Annotated in this window: 18 protein-coding genes; 6 read left to right on the top strand and 12 right to left on the bottom strand. The window is 68.6% G+C overall.

What is annotated here, in order from left to right; genetic code table 11:
• Window positions 1–12: 12 nt before the first annotated feature.
• Genes ACZ50N_RS14625 through ACZ50N_RS14615 form a run of 3 tightly spaced genes read right to left on the bottom strand, consistent with a single transcriptional unit; the run spans window position 13 to window position 3,718 of the window.
• Window positions 13–1,785, bottom strand: coding sequence for an ABC transporter ATP-binding protein (locus ACZ50N_RS14625; protein WP_464473154.1), 1,773 nt, complete (start codon window positions 1,783–1,785; stop codon window positions 13–15).
• Window positions 1,782–3,482 (bottom strand): ABC transporter ATP-binding protein, encoded by a 1,701-nt coding sequence (locus ACZ50N_RS14620; RefSeq protein ID WP_464473153.1) that lies wholly within the window; start codon window positions 3,480–3,482, stop codon window positions 1,782–1,784. Before ACZ50N_RS14620 ends, ACZ50N_RS14625 begins: the two co-directional genes overlap by 4 nt.
• Window positions 3,479–3,718, bottom strand: a complete 240-nt coding sequence (locus tag ACZ50N_RS14615) for an MbtH family protein (protein WP_046361310.1) — start codon at window positions 3,716–3,718, stop codon at window positions 3,479–3,481. Before ACZ50N_RS14615 ends, ACZ50N_RS14620 begins: the two co-directional genes overlap by 4 nt.
• A gap of 141 nt (window positions 3,719–3,859) precedes the next feature.
• On the opposite strand from ACZ50N_RS14615, the gene ACZ50N_RS14610 reads away from it, so the two are divergent.
• Window positions 3,860–4,804, top strand: coding sequence for a methionyl-tRNA formyltransferase (locus tag ACZ50N_RS14610; RefSeq protein ID WP_046361337.1), 945 nt, complete (start codon window positions 3,860–3,862; stop codon window positions 4,802–4,804).
• Here the strand turns inward: ACZ50N_RS14610 and ACZ50N_RS14605 are convergent.
• The 4 genes from ACZ50N_RS14605 to ACZ50N_RS14590 are packed head-to-tail and all read right to left on the bottom strand — an operon-like array spanning window position 4,788 to window position 8,525.
• Window positions 4,788–5,594, bottom strand: coding sequence for an ABC transporter ATP-binding protein (locus ACZ50N_RS14605; RefSeq protein WP_046361309.1), 807 nt, complete (start codon window positions 5,592–5,594; stop codon window positions 4,788–4,790). The two genes, ACZ50N_RS14610 and ACZ50N_RS14605, sit on opposite strands and share 17 nt — an antisense overlap.
• A gap of 3 nt (window positions 5,595–5,597) precedes the next feature.
• Entirely contained in the window at window positions 5,598–6,650 is a 1,053-nt protein-coding gene (locus tag ACZ50N_RS14600) for a FecCD family ABC transporter permease (RefSeq protein WP_048424309.1), read from the bottom strand.
• Window positions 6,647–7,669 carry an iron chelate uptake ABC transporter family permease subunit gene (locus ACZ50N_RS14595; protein ID WP_464475649.1) on the bottom strand — a complete coding sequence of 341 codons (1,023 nt, stop codon included), beginning with the start codon at window positions 7,667–7,669 and terminating at the stop codon, window positions 6,647–6,649. Before ACZ50N_RS14595 ends, ACZ50N_RS14600 begins: the two co-directional genes overlap by 4 nt.
• A 43-nt stretch (window positions 7,670–7,712) precedes the next feature.
• On the bottom strand, window positions 7,713–8,525 hold the full coding sequence (locus ACZ50N_RS14590; RefSeq protein WP_046361307.1) for a siderophore-interacting protein: 813 nt from the start codon (window positions 8,523–8,525) through the stop codon (window positions 7,713–7,715).
• Window positions 8,526–8,718: 193 nt separating this feature from the next.
• On the opposite strand from ACZ50N_RS14590, the gene ACZ50N_RS14585 reads away from it, so the two are divergent.
• Window positions 8,719–9,936, top strand: a complete 1,218-nt coding sequence (locus ACZ50N_RS14585; RefSeq protein ID WP_464473152.1) for an ankyrin repeat domain-containing protein — start codon at window positions 8,719–8,721, stop codon at window positions 9,934–9,936.
• Here the strand turns inward: ACZ50N_RS14585 and ACZ50N_RS14580 are convergent.
• The 3 genes from ACZ50N_RS14580 to ACZ50N_RS14570 are packed head-to-tail and all read right to left on the bottom strand — an operon-like array spanning window position 9,914 to window position 13,400.
• Window positions 9,914–10,894, bottom strand: a complete 981-nt coding sequence (locus tag ACZ50N_RS14580; protein WP_133414125.1) for an SIS domain-containing protein — start codon at window positions 10,892–10,894, stop codon at window positions 9,914–9,916. The genes ACZ50N_RS14585 and ACZ50N_RS14580 overlap by 23 nt on opposite strands.
• A gap of 2 nt (window positions 10,895–10,896) precedes the next feature.
• Window positions 10,897–12,099, bottom strand: coding sequence for a glucosamine kinase (locus tag ACZ50N_RS14575; RefSeq protein ID WP_277243780.1), 1,203 nt, complete (start codon window positions 12,097–12,099; stop codon window positions 10,897–10,899).
• On the bottom strand, window positions 12,096–13,400 hold the full coding sequence (locus ACZ50N_RS14570; protein WP_464473151.1) for a glycosyltransferase: 1,305 nt from the start codon (window positions 13,398–13,400) through the stop codon (window positions 12,096–12,098). Before ACZ50N_RS14570 ends, ACZ50N_RS14575 begins: the two co-directional genes overlap by 4 nt.
• A gap of 170 nt (window positions 13,401–13,570) precedes the next feature.
• Here ACZ50N_RS14570 and ACZ50N_RS14565 point away from each other — a divergent pair, with 170 nt between their 5' ends.
• Together ACZ50N_RS14565 and ACZ50N_RS14560 are read left to right on the top strand one after the other, a co-directional pair.
• Window positions 13,571–14,395 (top strand): alpha/beta fold hydrolase, encoded by an 825-nt coding sequence (locus ACZ50N_RS14565; protein WP_048424303.1) that lies wholly within the window; start codon window positions 13,571–13,573, stop codon window positions 14,393–14,395.
• A 31-nt stretch (window positions 14,396–14,426) separates the two neighbouring features.
• The gene (locus ACZ50N_RS14560; RefSeq protein WP_464473150.1) at window positions 14,427–15,143 is read left to right on the top strand and encodes an alpha/beta hydrolase; all 717 of its coding nucleotides are present in this window, start codon (window positions 14,427–14,429) and stop codon (window positions 15,141–15,143) included.
• A gap of 4 nt (window positions 15,144–15,147) precedes the next feature.
• On the opposite strand, the gene ACZ50N_RS14555 is transcribed toward ACZ50N_RS14560, so the two are convergent.
• Both ACZ50N_RS14555 and ACZ50N_RS14550 read right to left on the bottom strand, forming a co-directional pair.
• Window positions 15,148–15,972, bottom strand: coding sequence for a PHP domain-containing protein (locus tag ACZ50N_RS14555; protein ID WP_053079422.1), 825 nt, complete (start codon window positions 15,970–15,972; stop codon window positions 15,148–15,150).
• Complete coding sequence (locus ACZ50N_RS14550; protein ID WP_464467909.1) at window positions 15,972–16,388, bottom strand: nuclear transport factor 2 family protein; 417 nt, start codon at window positions 16,386–16,388, stop codon at window positions 15,972–15,974. Before ACZ50N_RS14550 ends, ACZ50N_RS14555 begins: the two co-directional genes overlap by 1 nt.
• 60 nt (window positions 16,389–16,448) lie before the next feature.
• Between ACZ50N_RS14550 and ACZ50N_RS14545 the strand changes: the two genes are divergently transcribed.
• Both ACZ50N_RS14545 and ACZ50N_RS14540 read left to right on the top strand, forming a co-directional pair.
• Window positions 16,449–16,589, top strand: a complete 141-nt coding sequence (locus ACZ50N_RS14545; RefSeq protein ID WP_464473149.1) for a hypothetical protein — start codon at window positions 16,449–16,451, stop codon at window positions 16,587–16,589.
• 65 nt (window positions 16,590–16,654) lie between these two features.
• Window positions 16,655–16,975, top strand: a complete 321-nt coding sequence (locus tag ACZ50N_RS14540) for a hypothetical protein (protein ID WP_464475648.1) — start codon at window positions 16,655–16,657, stop codon at window positions 16,973–16,975.
• The last annotated feature ends 43 nt before the right edge of the window (window positions 16,976–17,018 follow it).

Genomic DNA, 17,018 nt, shown 5'->3' with positions numbered 1-17,018 from the left:
GGGCGGGATGGTCTAGCTGTGTGCTCGCCAGGCGCGCCAGAGCCGGGCGTAGCGGCCGGCACGGTCCAGCAGTTCGGCGTGGGTACCGCGCTCGACGATGCGTCCGCCCTCCATCACCAGGATCTGGTCGGCGGTGGCGGCCTGGGAAAGGCGATGCGCGACAACGAGGGTGGTGCGACCCTCGGTGGCGGCCAGCGCGGCCGCGTCGAGCTCGCCGGCGGCGGTGCTGCCGGCTTCGGCGGTGGCTTCGTCGAGGACGACGACGCGCGGGTCGGCCAGTACGAGCCGCGCGAGCGCCAGGTGCTGCGCCTGCGCTGCGGTCAGGTCGATTCCGTGTTCTCCGACGGGGGTGTCCAATCCGTCGGCGAGACCGGTGACCCAGTCTCGAGCACCGACTCGAGCCAGGGCGTCGAGAACGTCGTCGCGGGACGCCTGGGGGGCGGCCAGGCGCAGGTCGTCTCCGACGGTGCCCGAGAACACGTGAACCTCCTGGGTGACCGTGGCCACCCAGTGCCGCAGCCGATCCTCGGCGATGTCGGCGACGCACACTCCACCGATGAGGGTCTGCCCCTGATTCGGCACGAAGAGCCCTGCGATGACAGCGGCCAGGGTGCTCTTCCCCGCACCTGTGGTGCCCACCAGCGCGCATCGCGTACCGGCCGGGATCGAGAGCGAAACATCCTGCAGCACAACCGGACCGGACCCGTACCGGAACGACACGTTGCGCACCTCGACATCGGCCGAGGCGGGTTCGGCAGTCGGGGGCGGCGGTCCGTCTGTCGGCGCGGGCCGCAGGTCGAGCACGCCGACGAGACGGGCGAGGCACGCGGCGCCCGCCTGGATCTCGTCGAAGTTGTACATCATCATCCCGATCGGGTTGAACAGGCGATGGAACATCAGCGCCGCGGCGGTCGTCTGTCCGACCGTGACGGCGCCGCTGCGGACCAGGAGGAAGCCGACGACCAGCGTGGCGGCCAGACCGATGAACTCGGCCCGGTTGACCCGGCCGACGAACCGGGTGAACAGACCGAAGACCGTGATCTCACAGTCGCGGGCCCGTGCCGACGCGTTCTCGATGCCACGGAGGTGCTCGGCATGCACCTCGTAGGCGTCGATGGTGCGTGCGCCCTGGATGGACTCGACGGTGGCCTGCGCACGTTCGGCGAGCGCGACGCGCTGTTGCGCGTACAGCGGCGCCGATCGGGGCAGGTACCAGAGCAACCCGGCGACATAGGCCGGGATGCACAGCGCGCCGGCGAGTCCCAGCCGCCAGTCGATGCCCGCCATCCCGACCACGGTGACGATGCCGAGGAAGAATGCGTTGAGCATGTCGGGCAGCACCTGGGACACCGCTTTGGCGACCGCGGCGACATCGGCACCGACGCGCGACAGGAGATCGCCGCGGCCGCTCTCCTCGATCGTCGTCGCCGGCAGATCCAGGGCATGGCGCAGTACGTCCTCGCGGAGGTCCGCGACCGCGGACTCACCGAGACGGGCGATCAGGAACGCCGACAGTCCCGTGCCGAGCCCGCCGATCACCGCGCTCACGCCGATCACCACAGCCAGCCCGACCAGCCCGGCGGAGCGGCCGTCGTCGATGCGATCGACCAGCGAGCCGAGCAGGTAGATCGGCACGGTGGCCGCCGCCGCGGCGGCCAACCCGACCACGAGCGCTGTGGCACTGGCCATTCTGCGGCGACGCGCTTCGCCGGTGAGCCACCGCCACGTTCGCCTCATCGAGGCGACGGGCAGCACGGGTGGAGTCGTCGACGTGCTGATCGTCATCGCTGAACCAGCTCCCGGTATCCGTCATCGGAGGTGACGAGGTCGTCGTGGGTGCCTTCGCCGCGGACCCGACCGTCGTCGACGACGATCACGCGGTCGGCGGCGGCGAGCAGCGCCGGGCTGCTGGTGAACACGATCGTGGTGCGACCGCGCGCGACCCGCAGGCCGCGAATGCCCTCGGCGATCGCTTGTTCGGTGACGGCGTCGACGGCGGTGGTCGGGTCGTGCAACACCAGAACGTGCGGATCGGCGGCCAGTGCGCGGGCCAGCGTCCACCGCTGGCGTTGTCCACCGGACAGACTGGCTCCGCGCTCGATGACCCGGTGCTCGAGTCCGTCGGCGTGCTGTTCGACCACGTCGAGCGCACATGATGCGATCAGCGCCGCGGCGATCGCATCGGACTCGGCGCCCGACATCGAGAGATTGGATTCCAGGGTGCCGCTGAACAGGTCTCCGCGATGGGCCTCGACAATCAGGGCCTGACGGCGTCGCCCGTACGGGATGTCACGCAGCGCCAGGCCGCCGATGCGCACACTCAGGCCGGTGTCGCGGTCGCGATCGGCCAGCGCCTCCATCAATGTCGTCGCGTCCCGGGGGTCGGCGGTCAGCACAGCCACCATCTCGCCGGGGTGGGCGCAGAACATCAGGTGGCCCGACGCGTCGAGGACATCGAGTGAGGGTGCCGAGGGTGCGGCCGAGGCGTTCGACACCGGGTGGTCAGAGCGACGCGCGGGCGCGGACAGCACATCGGCGACGCGGTTCGCCGAGGCGCGCGCTTCGGCCACCGAGCTGGGCAGGGTCGCGAGCACGGTGAAGGGCTCGGCGAGGAACTGCGCGAGGCCGATCACGGTGATCAGCTGGCCGAGGGTGAGGTCACCGGCAAGAGCGAAGTACGCGGCTGCCACCGCGACCGCCATCGCGCTGAGCGCGCCCGCGGCGGCGGCGGCCCCGGCGTGGGCGCTCTCCATTCGAGACGCGTGCAGCGTCGCGGCCAGGGAGCGCCGGCTCGCGACCCGGTAACGATCCGCGGCATGCCGCTGCGCGCCGATGCCCTGCAATGGCCGCTGACCACTGATGAGGTCGGTGGCCAGCGCGGTCGCGCGACCGATCTGCGACTGCTGCTCCTCGACACGGCGCGCGATGACGGGCGCGGTGAGCTGCAGGCCGATCATCACCACCGGCACGCCGACGAGGACCATGACGCCCAGGGGCGCGTCGATGTGGAGCAGGACCGCACCGCACGCGACGGTGGCCACCGCCGCGCCGACCATCCGGGGAACGTAGTCGAGTAGATAGGCGGTTTCCTCGGCGTCGGTGGAGGAAATCGAGAGCAGTTCTCCCGCTTGGTAAGTCGTGACCATGCCGCGGGGGTCGAGAATCCGCCGGCACAACTCGACCCGCAGCAGGTGGCCCTCCTCGGCGATGGCAGCCATCAGCATGCGGGCCCCGAAGCGATAGACGACCGTCAGGACCACGAACAGGGCGGCCAGGGCGCAGATCCAGGTGGCCATGGCGGTGATCGAGCCGGTGGCCACTGCGCGATCGACGATGACGCCGATCAGGATCGGGACGGCGACCTCGCAGAGCTGGTGGGCGGCGATGAGGACAGAGCCGCCGGCGAGCCGGGTGCGCTGTCGCGCAACGGCGCGGCGCAGCACCGCCGTCCCGGACCAGCCGTCACGCGACGGCGTACTCACGCCTGCGCGGATGCGGCGGTGTCCATCTGCTCCCGCAACGATTTCGGCCGCATGTCGGTCCAGTTCTCCTCGACGTAGCGCAGCGCGCTGTCGCGGTCGGTGCCGTCGGGTCCGCCGTACACCGTGCGCCACCCGGCCGGCACCTCGGCGAACGTCGGCCAGAGGGAATACTGCTCCTCGTCGTTGATCAACACCACGAATCGGCCGTTCGGATCGTCGAAAGGATTGGTGGACAACGTGTTCTCTCTCTCTGCGAAGATCCCGTGAGCGTCGGTCCCCCCGCGACAGGGTGCGGGAGCGGACCGTGGGGATGCTATCAAAGGTTAGGCTAACCACAGGCGGCTACAGTGGGCCGGTCGGGATACTGGAGGTTCTTCGTGCGCGTGGTCATGTTCGGATACCAGACGTGGGGCCATCGCACCCTGCAGGCGCTGCTGAAGTCGCGTCATGACGTCGATCTGGTGGTGACGCATCCGGCCAGTGAGCATGCCTACGAATCGATTTGGGCCGACTCGGTGGAGGATCTGGCCCGCAGCGAGGGGATCGAGGTGTACCTGGCCAAACGTCCCGACGCCCAGCTGATCGACCGGGTCCGTGCGGTGGCCCCGGACGTGATGGTCGCCAACAACTGGCGGACCAAGCTGCCGCGTGAGCTGTTCGGCGTTCCCCGGTTGGGCACCGTGAATCTGCACGATTCGCTGCTGCCGAAGTTCACCGGCTTCTCGCCGGTCATCTGGTCGCTGATCAGCGGTGCCACGCACACCGGTCTCACCGCGCATCTGATGGACGACGAATTGGACACGGGCGCGGTGCTGGTGCAGCGCGCCGTGGAGATCACCCCGTCGAGCACCGGCACCAGCCTGGTCTACGACACCCTCGACCTCGTGCCCGAGGTCCTCGAGGCCGCGCTCGACGGACTGGAGCACCAGACGCTGGAACCGGTGCCCCAGAACCTCGCCGATCGCACCTTCTTCCACAAGCGATCCGAGCAGGACAGCCTCATCGACTGGCAGTGGCCGGCAGCCGACATCGAGCGCCTGGTCAGGGCACTCTCCGACCCGTATCCCAACGCCTACACCTACTTTCGCGGTGAACGGCTGCGCGTCATCTCGTCGCGCGTGTCGCGCTGCATCTACGGCGGCACCCCGGGGCGGGTCTTCATCGAGGAGGACGGCGGCATGGTCGTCGTCGCCGGTGCCGATGCCCACCGGGGGCAGTCCCATGGTCTGGTGCTCGATGTCGTGCGCACCGACGACGGCGTGAATCACGCCGCGTTGGACTTCTTCGGTAGGGGCGGGGGATATCTCACCTGCCTGCCGTGAGGTACGGGGAGGCGCGCGGCACGATGAGCGGCGTGCCGGTCTCGGGATCGTCGATGATCTGACAGTGGAGCCCGTACACGTCCGCGAGCAACTCGGCCGTCACCACCGTGCCCGGTTCTCCGTGCTCGACGATCCGGCCCGCCTTCATGACGACGATCTCGTCGGCGTACCGGCAGGCGTGGTTCAGGTCGTGCAGCACGGCAACCACCGTGTGGCCGTGCGATCTGTTGAGCATCGCGAACAGATCGAGCAACTCCACCTGGTGGGCGATGTCGAGATAGGTCGTCGGTTCGTCCAGGAGCAGGACCGGTGTCTGCTGCGCGAGCACCATCGCGACCCACACGCGTTGCCGTTGCCCGCCGGACAACTCGTCGACGAGTCGGTCGGCCAGCTCGCTCACCCCGGTCAGGGTCATCGCCTCGGTGACCGCCTTTTCGTCGGCAACGGACCACTGCCGCAACAGTTTCTGGTGGGGGAAGCGACCTCGGGCCACCAGATCGGCGACCGTGATGCCCTCCGGTGCGATCGACGTCTGGGGGAGCAAGCCCAGGCGGCGGGCGACCTCCTTCGTGTGCAGACCGGAGATATCGGTGCCGTCGAGGACGACCCGGCCGGCTCGGGGGCGCAGAAGCCGGGCCAGTCCGCGCAGCAGTGTGGACTTGCCGCAGGCATTGGGGCCGACGATCATCGTGATGCGTCCGTCCGGGATCGCGAGGGTCAGATCGGCGACGATCGCGGTGTCGCCGTACCCCAGCGACAGGAGTTCGGCGCCCAATCGGCTGTCAGTCATGGTTCATCGCTTTCGTGCCTGCGTGGCGAGGAGGTAGATGAGATAACAGCCGCCCAGTGAGACGGTGACCACGCCCACCGGTAACTCGTTGTCCGAGAACAGCTGCTGGGCGATGACGTCACTGACCAACAGCAGCGCCGCACCCATGACTGCGGCCGGCAGCAGCGCCACGCCCGGACTGGCCGTCAAACGACGGGCCAGTTGCGGCGCCGCCAGCGCGACGAAGGTGATCGGCCCGGCCGCCGCGCACGCGACGGCAACCAACCCGACGCCGACGACGAGATACGCGGCCCGCGCCCGGTCGGGTCGCACCCCGAGGGCGCCCGCGGCGTCGTCGCCGAGCTGCAGGACCGGTAGCTGCGGGCCCAGAGCGACGAGCGCCGAGACCAACAGCGCCACACAGACGGTCATCGGAATCACCTGCGTCCACGTCAGTCCGCTCAACGTGCCTTGCTGCCAGACGGCTGCGGTGACCGCGGTGTGGTGATCGAGTTTGATGACGATCCACTGGTTGACGGAATTCAGCACAGCCCCGACCGCGATGCCCACGACGATCAACCGATAGCCGGCGACGCCGCGGTGGAACGACAGTGCGTAGACCACCACCGCCGTCACCAGTCCGCCCAGCAACGCGCCGGCAGCCACCGCGTAGTAGCCGCTTCCGAGGGTGGCGAGGACGGCGAGTGCGCCGGTGTAGGCGCCGAAGTTGACACCCACGATCTCCGGGCTGCCGAGCGGATTACCCGTGATCGCCTGGAAGATGGCGCCCGACAGGCCAAGTGCCGCACCGACCAACAGCGCCATCAGCATGCGCGGTAGCCGCCATTCGAGAACCACCACCCGGTCGAATGACGTGTTGGAACCGGTCAGCACCGACACCACGTCCAGCGGCGCGACGTGGTACTTGCCCAGACCGACGGCTAGTAGCGCGGTCAGCAGCATGCCGGCCAGCAGGACAGCCACGACGACCACGGCCCGTCGAGATGTGCGCACCGCGATGCCGCCCACGCGCAGCACATGCCGGCGCCGGCGCACCGGGCTCGTCGTCGCCGTCATGCGCCGACCGCCCGTCGGCGGATCAACCAGATCAGCACGGGCGCCCCGACGAAGGCGGTCACGATGCCGGCCGGCAACTCTGACGGCGCGATCACCTTGCGACCGACGATGTCTGCGGCCAACAGCACCGCCGGTGCGACGACGACGGCATAGGCCAGGATCCAGCGCCAATCGGGTCCGGTGAACCGGCGCACCGCATGTGGCACCATCAAGCCGACGAAACCGATCGGTCCCGCGCCGGCGGTGGCGGCGCCGGCCAGCAGCGTCACCGCGACGAGGCTGAGCACCTGGGTACGAACGACGTTGCCGCCCAGGCTGGTTGCCAGATCGTCTCCGACGGCGGTGACGTTCAGTGAGCGGGAGACGACCAGGCACAGGATCGCGCCGAGGGCGACGAACGGGCCGATTGCGGCAGCGACTTCGAGCGGGCGGCCGTCGAGCGCGCCGGCGTCCCAGAACCGCATGTTGTCGAACGCCCGCGGATAGCGCAGACGGACCGCGAACCCGAGACCGTCCATGACGGCGCCGATCGCGACGCCGGCGAGCAGCACGCGCACCGGCGTCGCGGACGCGCGGCCGGCCATCCCGATCAGGTAGACCAGGAGCATCGAGAACAGGGCACCGGCGAATCCGAACCAGATGTAGGTCCAGATACCCTGCAGGCCGAGCAGTGCGATCGCGGTGACGATGAAAAGCCCAGCGCCCGCGTTGATCCCGAGTACCTCCGTGTCGGCCAGCGGATTCCGCCCCACGCCCTGGATGAGGGTGCCGGACAGCCCGAGTGCGACACCGACGACGACGGCCAGCACCGTGCGCGGGATGCGCAGGTCGCGCACGATCCACTCGTCGCCGGTCGCGGAGCCGGCCCCCGAGACGGTAGTGGTCAGTGCCTGCCACACCGTCGACAGGGACACGTGCTGGGTGCCGATCGCGAGGCTCGCCACGCACAGCGCGGCGAGCAGCGCGGTCGCGGCGACGAGCCCGACGGTGTTGCGCCGTACCGAGCTTCGGCGCGGGATCGACGGAGACGCGGGGCGCGCCGGGACATCGACGACCACGCGGCTAGAGCCCGATCCGTTCGCAGATGTCGTCGAATTCTTCGAAGGCGAGTTTCTCGTCTTTTCCCGCCGCCAGCGCACGCTCGTAGACGACCATCGCCTCCTCGCCGGTCTCGGCGAACCGCGCGTCCCAGGCCTCGGAGTCGACCCGCCAATAGCCGGTGATGTCATAGCGGTCGCGATGCCATCCCCGCGCGCGCAGGTCTTTGCGTACTGCCCGGGACTCTGCGGCTTCCCCGGCGAACCAGCAGTATCCCGGCCCTGCTGGCATCGCCACGTCACGTACCGCGGCCGCCAGCGCGCTGGGGCGCGTCCCGTTGCCGGTGCCGATGAGCGGCAGGACGGAGACACCGTCGCGCCGGGGCAGGTAGTCGAGATCGTCTGCGGCCGGCACCTCGGCGATGACGATCGCTGCTCCACCGGTGGGCATTTCCTCGATGATGCGAGCCGCCGCCGGAAGTCCGGACAGATCGGTGACCACGAGCTGCCACCGAGTGTCCGCCGGCGGCCGGTACCACGCCCTGGCGTGATCGAGAACGACGCGATGGCCGGGAGCCGCGGTCTCGGCCCACGATGAGCCGGGGCCCTGACGGTGCAGGGCGATGTCGAGAGTGAGCAGGGCACCGTCTCGGTGGCGGACGGAGTAGTTGCGTCCTTCACCGTGAGGGTGGTCTCCCGGGGAGAAGTAGACCCCGACCGCGGAGTCGGCGTCGGGCCTGACATCGAGGGCGTCGGGGTCGTCGACGTGCAGCACGACGCGCCGCAGCCGGCTGCTCAGCGTCCGCGTGTCGACGACGGAAGCGTAGGAATGCGACACATAAGTGAGGCTAACCTATGTTTCGCGCCCGGTGGTGATCCGGTGCAGGGCGGCGGTAGGCTGACGGCCGGCGCGCAGGACCGCCCGGTGTCCGCCCGAAGAGGCTCAGCCTCCCTGCAGAGCGACCAGTCTCGGCCCACCTCTTCTCTGTGCCCGACCTCGCGGACGCCGGGCCTCTCGAGAGGAGGCTGCCATGGCCAGCGCACTGCCCGACAATCCCTCGTTGCCCCGACTGCGCTCGGACGCCCGCGACCTGCAACGGCGCGCCCGCGCGGGCGATGCTGACGCAGAGGCGTTCATCCGCCGTCACCATCCGCGTCCCGACGTCGCGTTGCCGCATGTGGCGCTGCACGACGCGCAGTTGGCGCTGGCCCGCCGGTACGGATTCCCCGGATGGCCGGACCTGGTCCACTACCTCGAGGCGGCCGGCGCCTTGGGTGTCGATCCCAGCGGAGTCGACGACAGCTCTCTCGATGCGGCCGACCGTTTCTGCGCCATGGCGGTGCTGATGTACACCGCCGACGATGCTCCGCCCCGGTGGGCGCAGGCGGCCGACATTCTCGCAGCTGCGCCCGCGATGCCGGCCGAGCACGTGTGCGCCGCGGCGGCGGCAGCAGACTGCGACGCGGTACGACGCCACCTGCGCGCCGATGCCGCTGCGGCCCGCGAGGCCGGGGGACCACTGCGCTGGACGCCACTGATGTATTTGTGTTACTCCCGACTCCCGGCGGACCGGACCCGCGAAGAGATCCTCGCTGCCGCAACGCTGTTGCTCGACGCAGGCGCGGATCCGAACACCGGCTACCTGTGGCGGGGAATGGCGCCGCCGTTCACCGCGCTCACCGGTGTCTTCGGCGAAGGGGAGCAGGGGCCGCGACGGCAACCGCGTCACCGGTACGCCACCGAGCTCGCCAGGCTGCTGCTGGAGCGTGGCGCCCATCCTGCTGATCAGCAGGCGTTGTACAACAGGATGTTCCGGCCCGACGACTCGCACCTGGAGGTGCTGTTCGATCACGGCCTGGCCACCTCGGGTCCGAGTCCCTGGGAGCGTCGGCTCGGGGTCGCCATGGAGTCGCGAGAGCAGATGTGGCGCCGTCAGGTGCACTGGGCAGCCGACCACGGCTTCACCGACAGGCTGGCCCTTCTCGAGCGTCACGGCATCGACGTCTCCGGCGTCGAGATAGCCGACCAGCCGTTTCCCGATGATCCGAACGGTCGAGACGAGTCCGGAGCCACACCGCTGCACCACGCCGCCTGGGAGGGGGATCTCGCACTCATCGAGCGGCTACTCGCCGCCGGCGCCGACCCGTCCGCAATCGACGACCGCTTCGGGACCACGCCGTTGCAGTGGGCGGAGCACGGGTTTCAGTCGGAGGCTGTGGCTCTGCTCAGCCAATGGTCTCCTGAGTGATCTGCTGCCATCGACGGCCCGCGACCATCTCGGGCACCAGTACTTCGGTGAGCAGAGCGACGTCGTCGTCAGAGTCGCCCGGGTAGCGGAGCACATACCGAGCGCCGGGGACGTCCCCACCGACCCCGACCACTGTGCTGCCCCGGGCGGTGGTCCACTCGGCCAGCTGCGCCTCCCACGGGGAACCGGCGAAGACCAGCAGCCGGTAGTCGGTGGTCTTGGTGAGGTAGACGTCGACGTGGCTCCAGTCGCCGGTCTCGCACGCCGCGCCGGGCAGACGCGGTCCTTCGCGCACCATCAGCGCGCCCTGCTGGGCGGAGCACAAGCGGTGCACGGGCGCGGCGAGGTATGTACCCGACGGGCCGAGGAGCAGCTCGGAAACCTCAGGAAGCCAGGAAGATTCACTGTCCAGGAGGTAGGTGCTCGCGGCGGCGGCACTGTCGATCGTGGCCGCGAGCGCTGTCGTGTCGGTGCCGAGCAGGTGACATTCGAGGGCCAGCAGCACGGCCAGGGTGTGCTGATAGCTGCGGCATGCCACTCCACCGTGCTCGACATCGGCCTCGAGAGTGACGACCGCATCGCAGCGCTCGGTGAGTGGGGAGCCCGGTGTGTTCGTCAGCGCCACGGTGGCGGCACCTTCGGGTAGGCGTGTCAACGCATCCAGCGTCTCGGCGGATCCGCCGCTCGCTGACGTCGCGACGACCAGCGTCCGCGGGCCCCAGTCGGGCAACAGTGCCGACGATGCGAGTTCGGCGACTGCAATGATGCCGCGCGCTCGCAACCGGGCTGCGGCCACCGCGCCCGCGTAGTTCGACGAACCCATTCCGATGAACACGACCCGTTCGGTATCGGCGGGGACCACGCGCGCCCACGGGTTCCCTTCCGCCAGCATCAGGGCCAGGCGCGCCAGGACCTCGGGTTTGCGCGTCAGATCGGTCATGAAGGCATCGGGTTTCACAGTCACTCCTCGTCGTCGAGCAGGGCGGGCAGGGCGGCATCGGGGACATACATCCAGCGCGGAAGATACTGTGCCGCATAGATCATCTCCCGCATGACCTGCACCAGGCGCAGCGCGCGCAGTGGGCGCGGTTCGAAAAGATGTCCGTGCCCGCCGGCGGTCAGCCGGGCGGTGTAGGCCTGCACGAAGACGCGTCGTGTCGCCGCTTCCACCGCGTGCAGCGCGCCGGGGTCCAGCGCGGTGTATCGACGGGCCACGATGGCGACGTGGACCAGCGACTGGACCATTCCTGCGACGTCGACGACCGCCGGAATGGGGTGCATTCGCTCCGCGGCGGTGAGCACAGGGTTGCCGTCGAAATCGGTGACGAACAGCTTCCCGTCGCTGCGCAGCACTTGGCCGACGTGGAGATCGCCGTGCCCGTCGAGTACCGCAGCGCCCGTCAGTGACGCGAGGAGCGCGAGCTCTTCGACCACCTGCGCTCGATGTGCCCGCAGCACCTCAGCACTCGCCGATCCGGTGATGGCACAGGCGGTTTCGAGGAGCGCGGTAGCGGCCATGTGCCACCGGTGCGCATCGGCGGAGGAGGCAGTCGACGCGGTGGCGGCGAGCGCGGAATGCATGTCGGCGACGAGCACCCCGAGCTGACGAGCCGTCGCCGCCGTCGCGTCCGGGTCGGCGGCGAGCGTTGCGGCGGTCATCATCTCCACCGCCCAGGTCCATCCGTCCACCGCGCCGGGCAGGTACTCGTCGACGTACGCGGTCACCGTCTCCTCCCCGTTGGGAGCCTGCCAGGTGATCACGCCCCACGGCTGCGGTATTCCCGTGAAGCCGGCGTCCCGCAGTGTGGTGATGCGCTGGGGCGCCGGATGTGGGCCCTCCTGTAGGTGCACCGCCCACTTCACCACAGCCTGATCACCGACGATCACGGACTCGTTCGTCTGGTCCACGTTCATCGCGCGTTCGCCCTCGAGTGGGCGAGCCGCCCACGATCGGACGTGGAAACGTCCGATCTGACGGTCCCCCGGTTGTGCGGCAAGCACTCTCAGCAACGCCGTAGACGCGCCCTCGCCGGGGCGCGCGCGGTGCCAACCGCCACGCCGGGCCATCGGGAGCGCCGAGCGGGCGGACCCGGCAGCCACGATGGCGAGTCGATGCTCGTTCGACAGGTCCAACCAGTCCACTGGGTCCGGCAGTGTGGTCACCGGTGGGCGTTGCCTACCTGTTCGATGGCATCCGCGCCGACCCGCAACCCGTCCCGCTGCCGTATCGCGGCGCCGAGCCCGGCGAGGCGCTCCCGCAGCGCCGTGTTGTCGAGAAGGCGCTCCACGGCGTCGGTGAGCTCGTCGTCGGCGAAGCCATAGGTGTCCAGTCTGACGCCCCAGCCGAGTTCGTCGATGCGCTGGGCGTTCTCGTACTGGTCCCAGAACAGGGGGAGCACGATCAGCGGCTTGCCGAAGTGCAGCGTCTCTGTCACGGTGTTGTTCCCGCCGTGTGAGATGACGAGGTCGACCTGGGGGATGACCTTGGTCTGCGGCAGCATCTGCGCACCGACCATGTTGTCGGCCAATGCTATTCGATCGGCCTGTGGGCCCTTGCTGACGATGTAGCGGTGGCGGGTGGTGCCGAGGACGTCCACGAGCCGCTGCATGAGGGCGACATCAGCACCGCCGAGAGACCCCAGGGACAGGTAGATCAGTGCACTGTCGGCCGGCCGGTCGGCCACCTCGGCAGGCACCGCGTAGGCCTCGTCGGTTTCGCGGACGCTGGAGTCCATGCGCGTCCAGGTGTCACCCAGCGGGCGCAGATCCACGTAGTTGGCTTCGGCCGGATAGACGTACAGGTTGGCCGCGTTGTCTCGCGGCATGAACTCCAAGTCTGGCAGGCCCGCGGCGCCCTGCTCCCGTACCCAGGCGTCGAAGTCGGCCCACATCGGGCGCAACGTTCTCTCGAATTCCTCACGGTAGGAACGCCATTGCGCGGGATCGCCGCTCGGCAGCCCCGAGAAGGGGGGCGGTACGTCGGGACCGGGAACCTCCAACGGGCTGCACGACACGACCCGGACGAACGGAACGCCCGCGGTGGCCAGCGCCGGGAAGAGCACGACGTTGTCCTCCACGATGACGTCGGGCCGGTGCGCGGCGATGATCTCGCGCAATCGTGGTTCGCAGTACCGGGCGCCGTCGATGAGGGCCTGGAACGTGGGCTGGATGAAGCTGGCGAGCTGTTCGATCGTGGGCTTGCGGAACTCGGGCGCCGTCTCGGCGATGAACTGGGTCCAGAAGGCGCCGGCGTCCTCCTCGGCCGCATCGGGCGAGGGCTCGGCCAGGTCGACGAGCTCCTCGACGAAGCCGAATGGCGCGATCTTTCCGGCCCACGACGATTCGGCGGCGAAGACGATTCGGTGCCCGCGATCGCGCAGGATCGACGCCAGGCCGATGCACTGATTGGTCGGTCCGTAGGCCGACTCCGGCCAGAACATGATCGTCAACGGGTGCGATGCCATGTCAGAGAAGGTACTCGGGGTGCCCGCCGAAGGTGGGTGAGGTGATCCTGCGGTCATAGATCGCCGCCGAGGTTCCCATAGGAATCGTCAATGAGGAGCTCGCAGCGTGCCGAACTCAGAAAGGGTTTAATGCAGAAAGGCCATCGACCACACCGACGAAATGGACGTCAATGCCGATCATCACCACATCCGATGGAGTCGACATCTTCTACAAGGACTGGGGGTCGGGGCAGCCGATCGTGTTCAGTCACGGCTGGCCACTGTCGGCGGACGACTGGGACGCCCAGATGATGTTCTTCCTCGGCCACGGTTACCGCGTCATCGCACACGACCGCCGTGGGCACGGCCGCTCGAGCCAAGTCGGCGACGGTCACGACATGGACCATTACGCCGACGATCTCGCGGCTGTCGTACACCATCTCGACCTGCGCGACGCAATCCACGTCGGGCATTCCACCGGCGGCGGCGAAGTGGTGCGCTTCCTGGCCCGCCACGGTCAGGACCACGCGGCGAAGGCGGCGTTGATCGCCGCGGTCCCGCCGCTGATGGTGCAGACCGAGGCCAACCCCGGCGGGTTGCCGAAGTCGGTGTTCGATGATTTCCAGACACAGGTCGCGACCAACCGATCCGCGTTCTACCGGGCAGTGCCCGAAGGCCCGTTCTACGGGTTCAATCGCGATGGAGTGGAACCGATCGAGGCGGTGATCGCCAACTGGTGGCGGCAAGGCATGATGGGCGGCGCGATCGCCCACTACGACGGCGTGGTCGCCTTCTCCCAGACCGACTTCACCGAGGATCTGCGGCAGATCACACTGCCCGTACTGGTCATGCACGGCGATGACGACCAGGTGGTGCCCTACGCCGACGCGGGGCCCCTCTCGGCCGAGCTTTTGCCCAACGGAACCCTGAAGACCTACGCGGGGTATCCACACGGTATGCCGACCACCCATGCCGACGTCATCAACGCCGACCTGCTGGACTTCATCCGGTCCTGATCGCGCACGTCCACGATCCCAGGAGGTTCGGTTGTCCACTCCCACAGCTGTTCTCGTCCACGGTGCATTCGCCGACGCATCGAGCTACTCGCCCGTCACGAGCGCTCTGCTCGCGAAGGGTCTGCCGGTACTCGCGGTGGCAGTGCCCAACCGCAGCCTGCTCGGTGACGCGGCGTCGGTTCGGGCCGTGATCGAGAGCATCGACGGCCCAGTGCTTCTGATCGGTCATTCCTACGGTGGTGCGGTCATCACGGTGGCCGGTGACGCCGAGAACGTGGTCGGACTGCTGTATCTGGCGGGCTACGCACTGGAGGAAGGGGAGAGCCTCGCGCAGCTGCAGGGCGGCTTCCCGGATTCCGAGCTGCCGGCGGCGCTGGTGCAGCGGCCCTTTCCGGCGACGGGGAACAGCTCCGACGGAATCGATGTCACGGTCGACCCGGACCGATTCGCAGCGGTGGTCGGTGCGGACGTCGATCCGAAGCTGATGGCGGTGCTCGCCGTCTCCCAGCGTCCGCTGGCCGCGGTGGCATTCAGCGAGGCCGCGCCGGTGGCCGCGTGGCGGTCACGGCCCACCTGGGCGGTGGTCTGCACATCGGATACCGCGATCAATCCCGACGTGCAACGATTCGGATATCAGCGGGCAGGCGCGACCGTCATCGAGATCGACTCTTCCCATTTGGTGATGCTGTCGCGTCCCGACGACGTCGTCGACCTGATCGAGAGCATCGTCGCCGTGCTGACACGCTGACCGGTCAGCGCCGCCAGAAGTCGAAAGGGTCGCGTCCGGGCCGGAATCCGGCTGCCTCCACGATGTCGACCGCGACGTCGAAGCGATTACCGACGTGTGCGGGTTGATGGGCGTCGCTGCCGAACGACACCGCGTCGCCGCCTTCCTGCCACCACCACCGCACGAGATCGACGGACGCCAAAGGCGACTTGGTGTTGATCTCCAACGCGCGACCGGTGCCGGCAAGGGTACGAAAGACCGTCCGGTAGTGCTCTTCGAAATCGTTCTCGCGGTAGGCGCCCACCCGGTCGGCGGGCCAGTAACGGCGCGGATAGTCGCAGTGGGCGAGCACGGTGAACACATCTGAGCGCTCGATCAGCGTGACCATGTCGGCGAAGTACCGTCGCACCAGGTCGTGAGGGTCGTGCTCGGCGAACAACCGTCTGGTGATCCCCTCGAGGCGCCCGGCCACCGGGATCCCGTGCAGACTTCCCAGCACCCGATCGAATCGACCGGCGGCGAGGACAGCGGCGACACTGCCGGAAAACCGATGCGGCTCACCGGCTTCGATCCCCGACAGGATCCGCAGATCGGGAAACATCTCGCGGCACCCCTCGATGTCGGCGAGGTATCCGTCGACGTCGAGCGGCACGACGCGGGGTCGGTCACCGACCGCCATCCCCGGGGTCGCCGCGTCGTCATCGCCCCACTCGGTGAAATCCACGTGCTCGGTGAACGCGACCGCGGGCAGGCCCAGCTCGACCGCTCGGCGGCAGGTGGCCTCCATCGTCGACGTTCCGGCGGTGTCCCAGGACCACCGGGTGTGCACGTGATTGTCGGAGGGCAGCATCAGTTCGTGTGGTTCGCGGCCTCGGCGGCCTCGGCGGCCTCGCGTTGGATGCGGTCGAACTGTGCACCCATCGCTTCGGCCAGCGCGGTGGCGCCCGAGAGCGGTCGCACCATCACCATCAGATCGTCGATCAGACCGTTCTCGTCGACGTGGATGAAGTCGCAGCCGGTGATCTTCTTGCCGTCGACCGTGGCCTCGAACAGGAGCGCATGATCAGAGCTGGTGGCGTCGCCGATCTCCCTGATGTAGCGGAAGTCGACGAACACCCGCATCACCGCGCGCAGGATCGCCGCGGTGATCGGCTTGCCGGGGTAGGGCTTGAACGCGACTGGGCTGGTGAAGACGACGTCGTCGGCGAGCAGCGCCTCGATGGCGGCCGCGTCGCGTGCCTCGACGGCCTGGCGGAAGGGATGCATACCTTCAGACGGTAGCCAACGCGCGATACGCGACGACGATCACCCGCCGAGGAGAGCGTGATGGGTGAGCTCGAGGACGCCATCGATCCGGACAACACCTCGCGCCGACATGCGCGCCTGGCGCTGAGCTGCAACGAGTTTCAAGCGCGCGGTTCCCGGCTATCGCTGGGGGACGCGACAGTGAGAGGAGATCACCGGTGAGCACCGACGATGCCACGGGGACCACAGCCAACGATCTGGGCGGCAGCGACGATCTGCTCAGCCCGATGGAGGGTACCGATTCCGACGACGTGCACAACGACGACGGAGACGAGGTCGTGGACCCGCCGGAGGGCTGGAGCGGCGTCGACAAGTTCGGTATGTCGGCCGAGGAGCAACGTCAGGGCGAAAGCCTGGACCAGCGGCTCGCCGAGGAGATGCCTGATGTGGATGAATCAGACATCGATCTGCGCGATGCAGCAGATGGTGTCGGTGGTGACGAGCCATTGCTCGGGAGCGACGCTGCGCCCGTCGAGCCCGGTGAGCACGACGGGCAGGTCGACGGGACCCCGGAAGATGGCGACTCACTGTTTCCCGTTGTCGAGTAGGCATACCACCCGCGGAATATTGTTCCAGGCTGTGAAATCGGCG

This window comes from Mycolicibacterium obuense, from assembly GCF_055397605.1.
The sequence above is the reverse complement of the archived record's forward strand: the minus strand, read 5'-3'. Positions and strand labels throughout refer to the sequence as shown.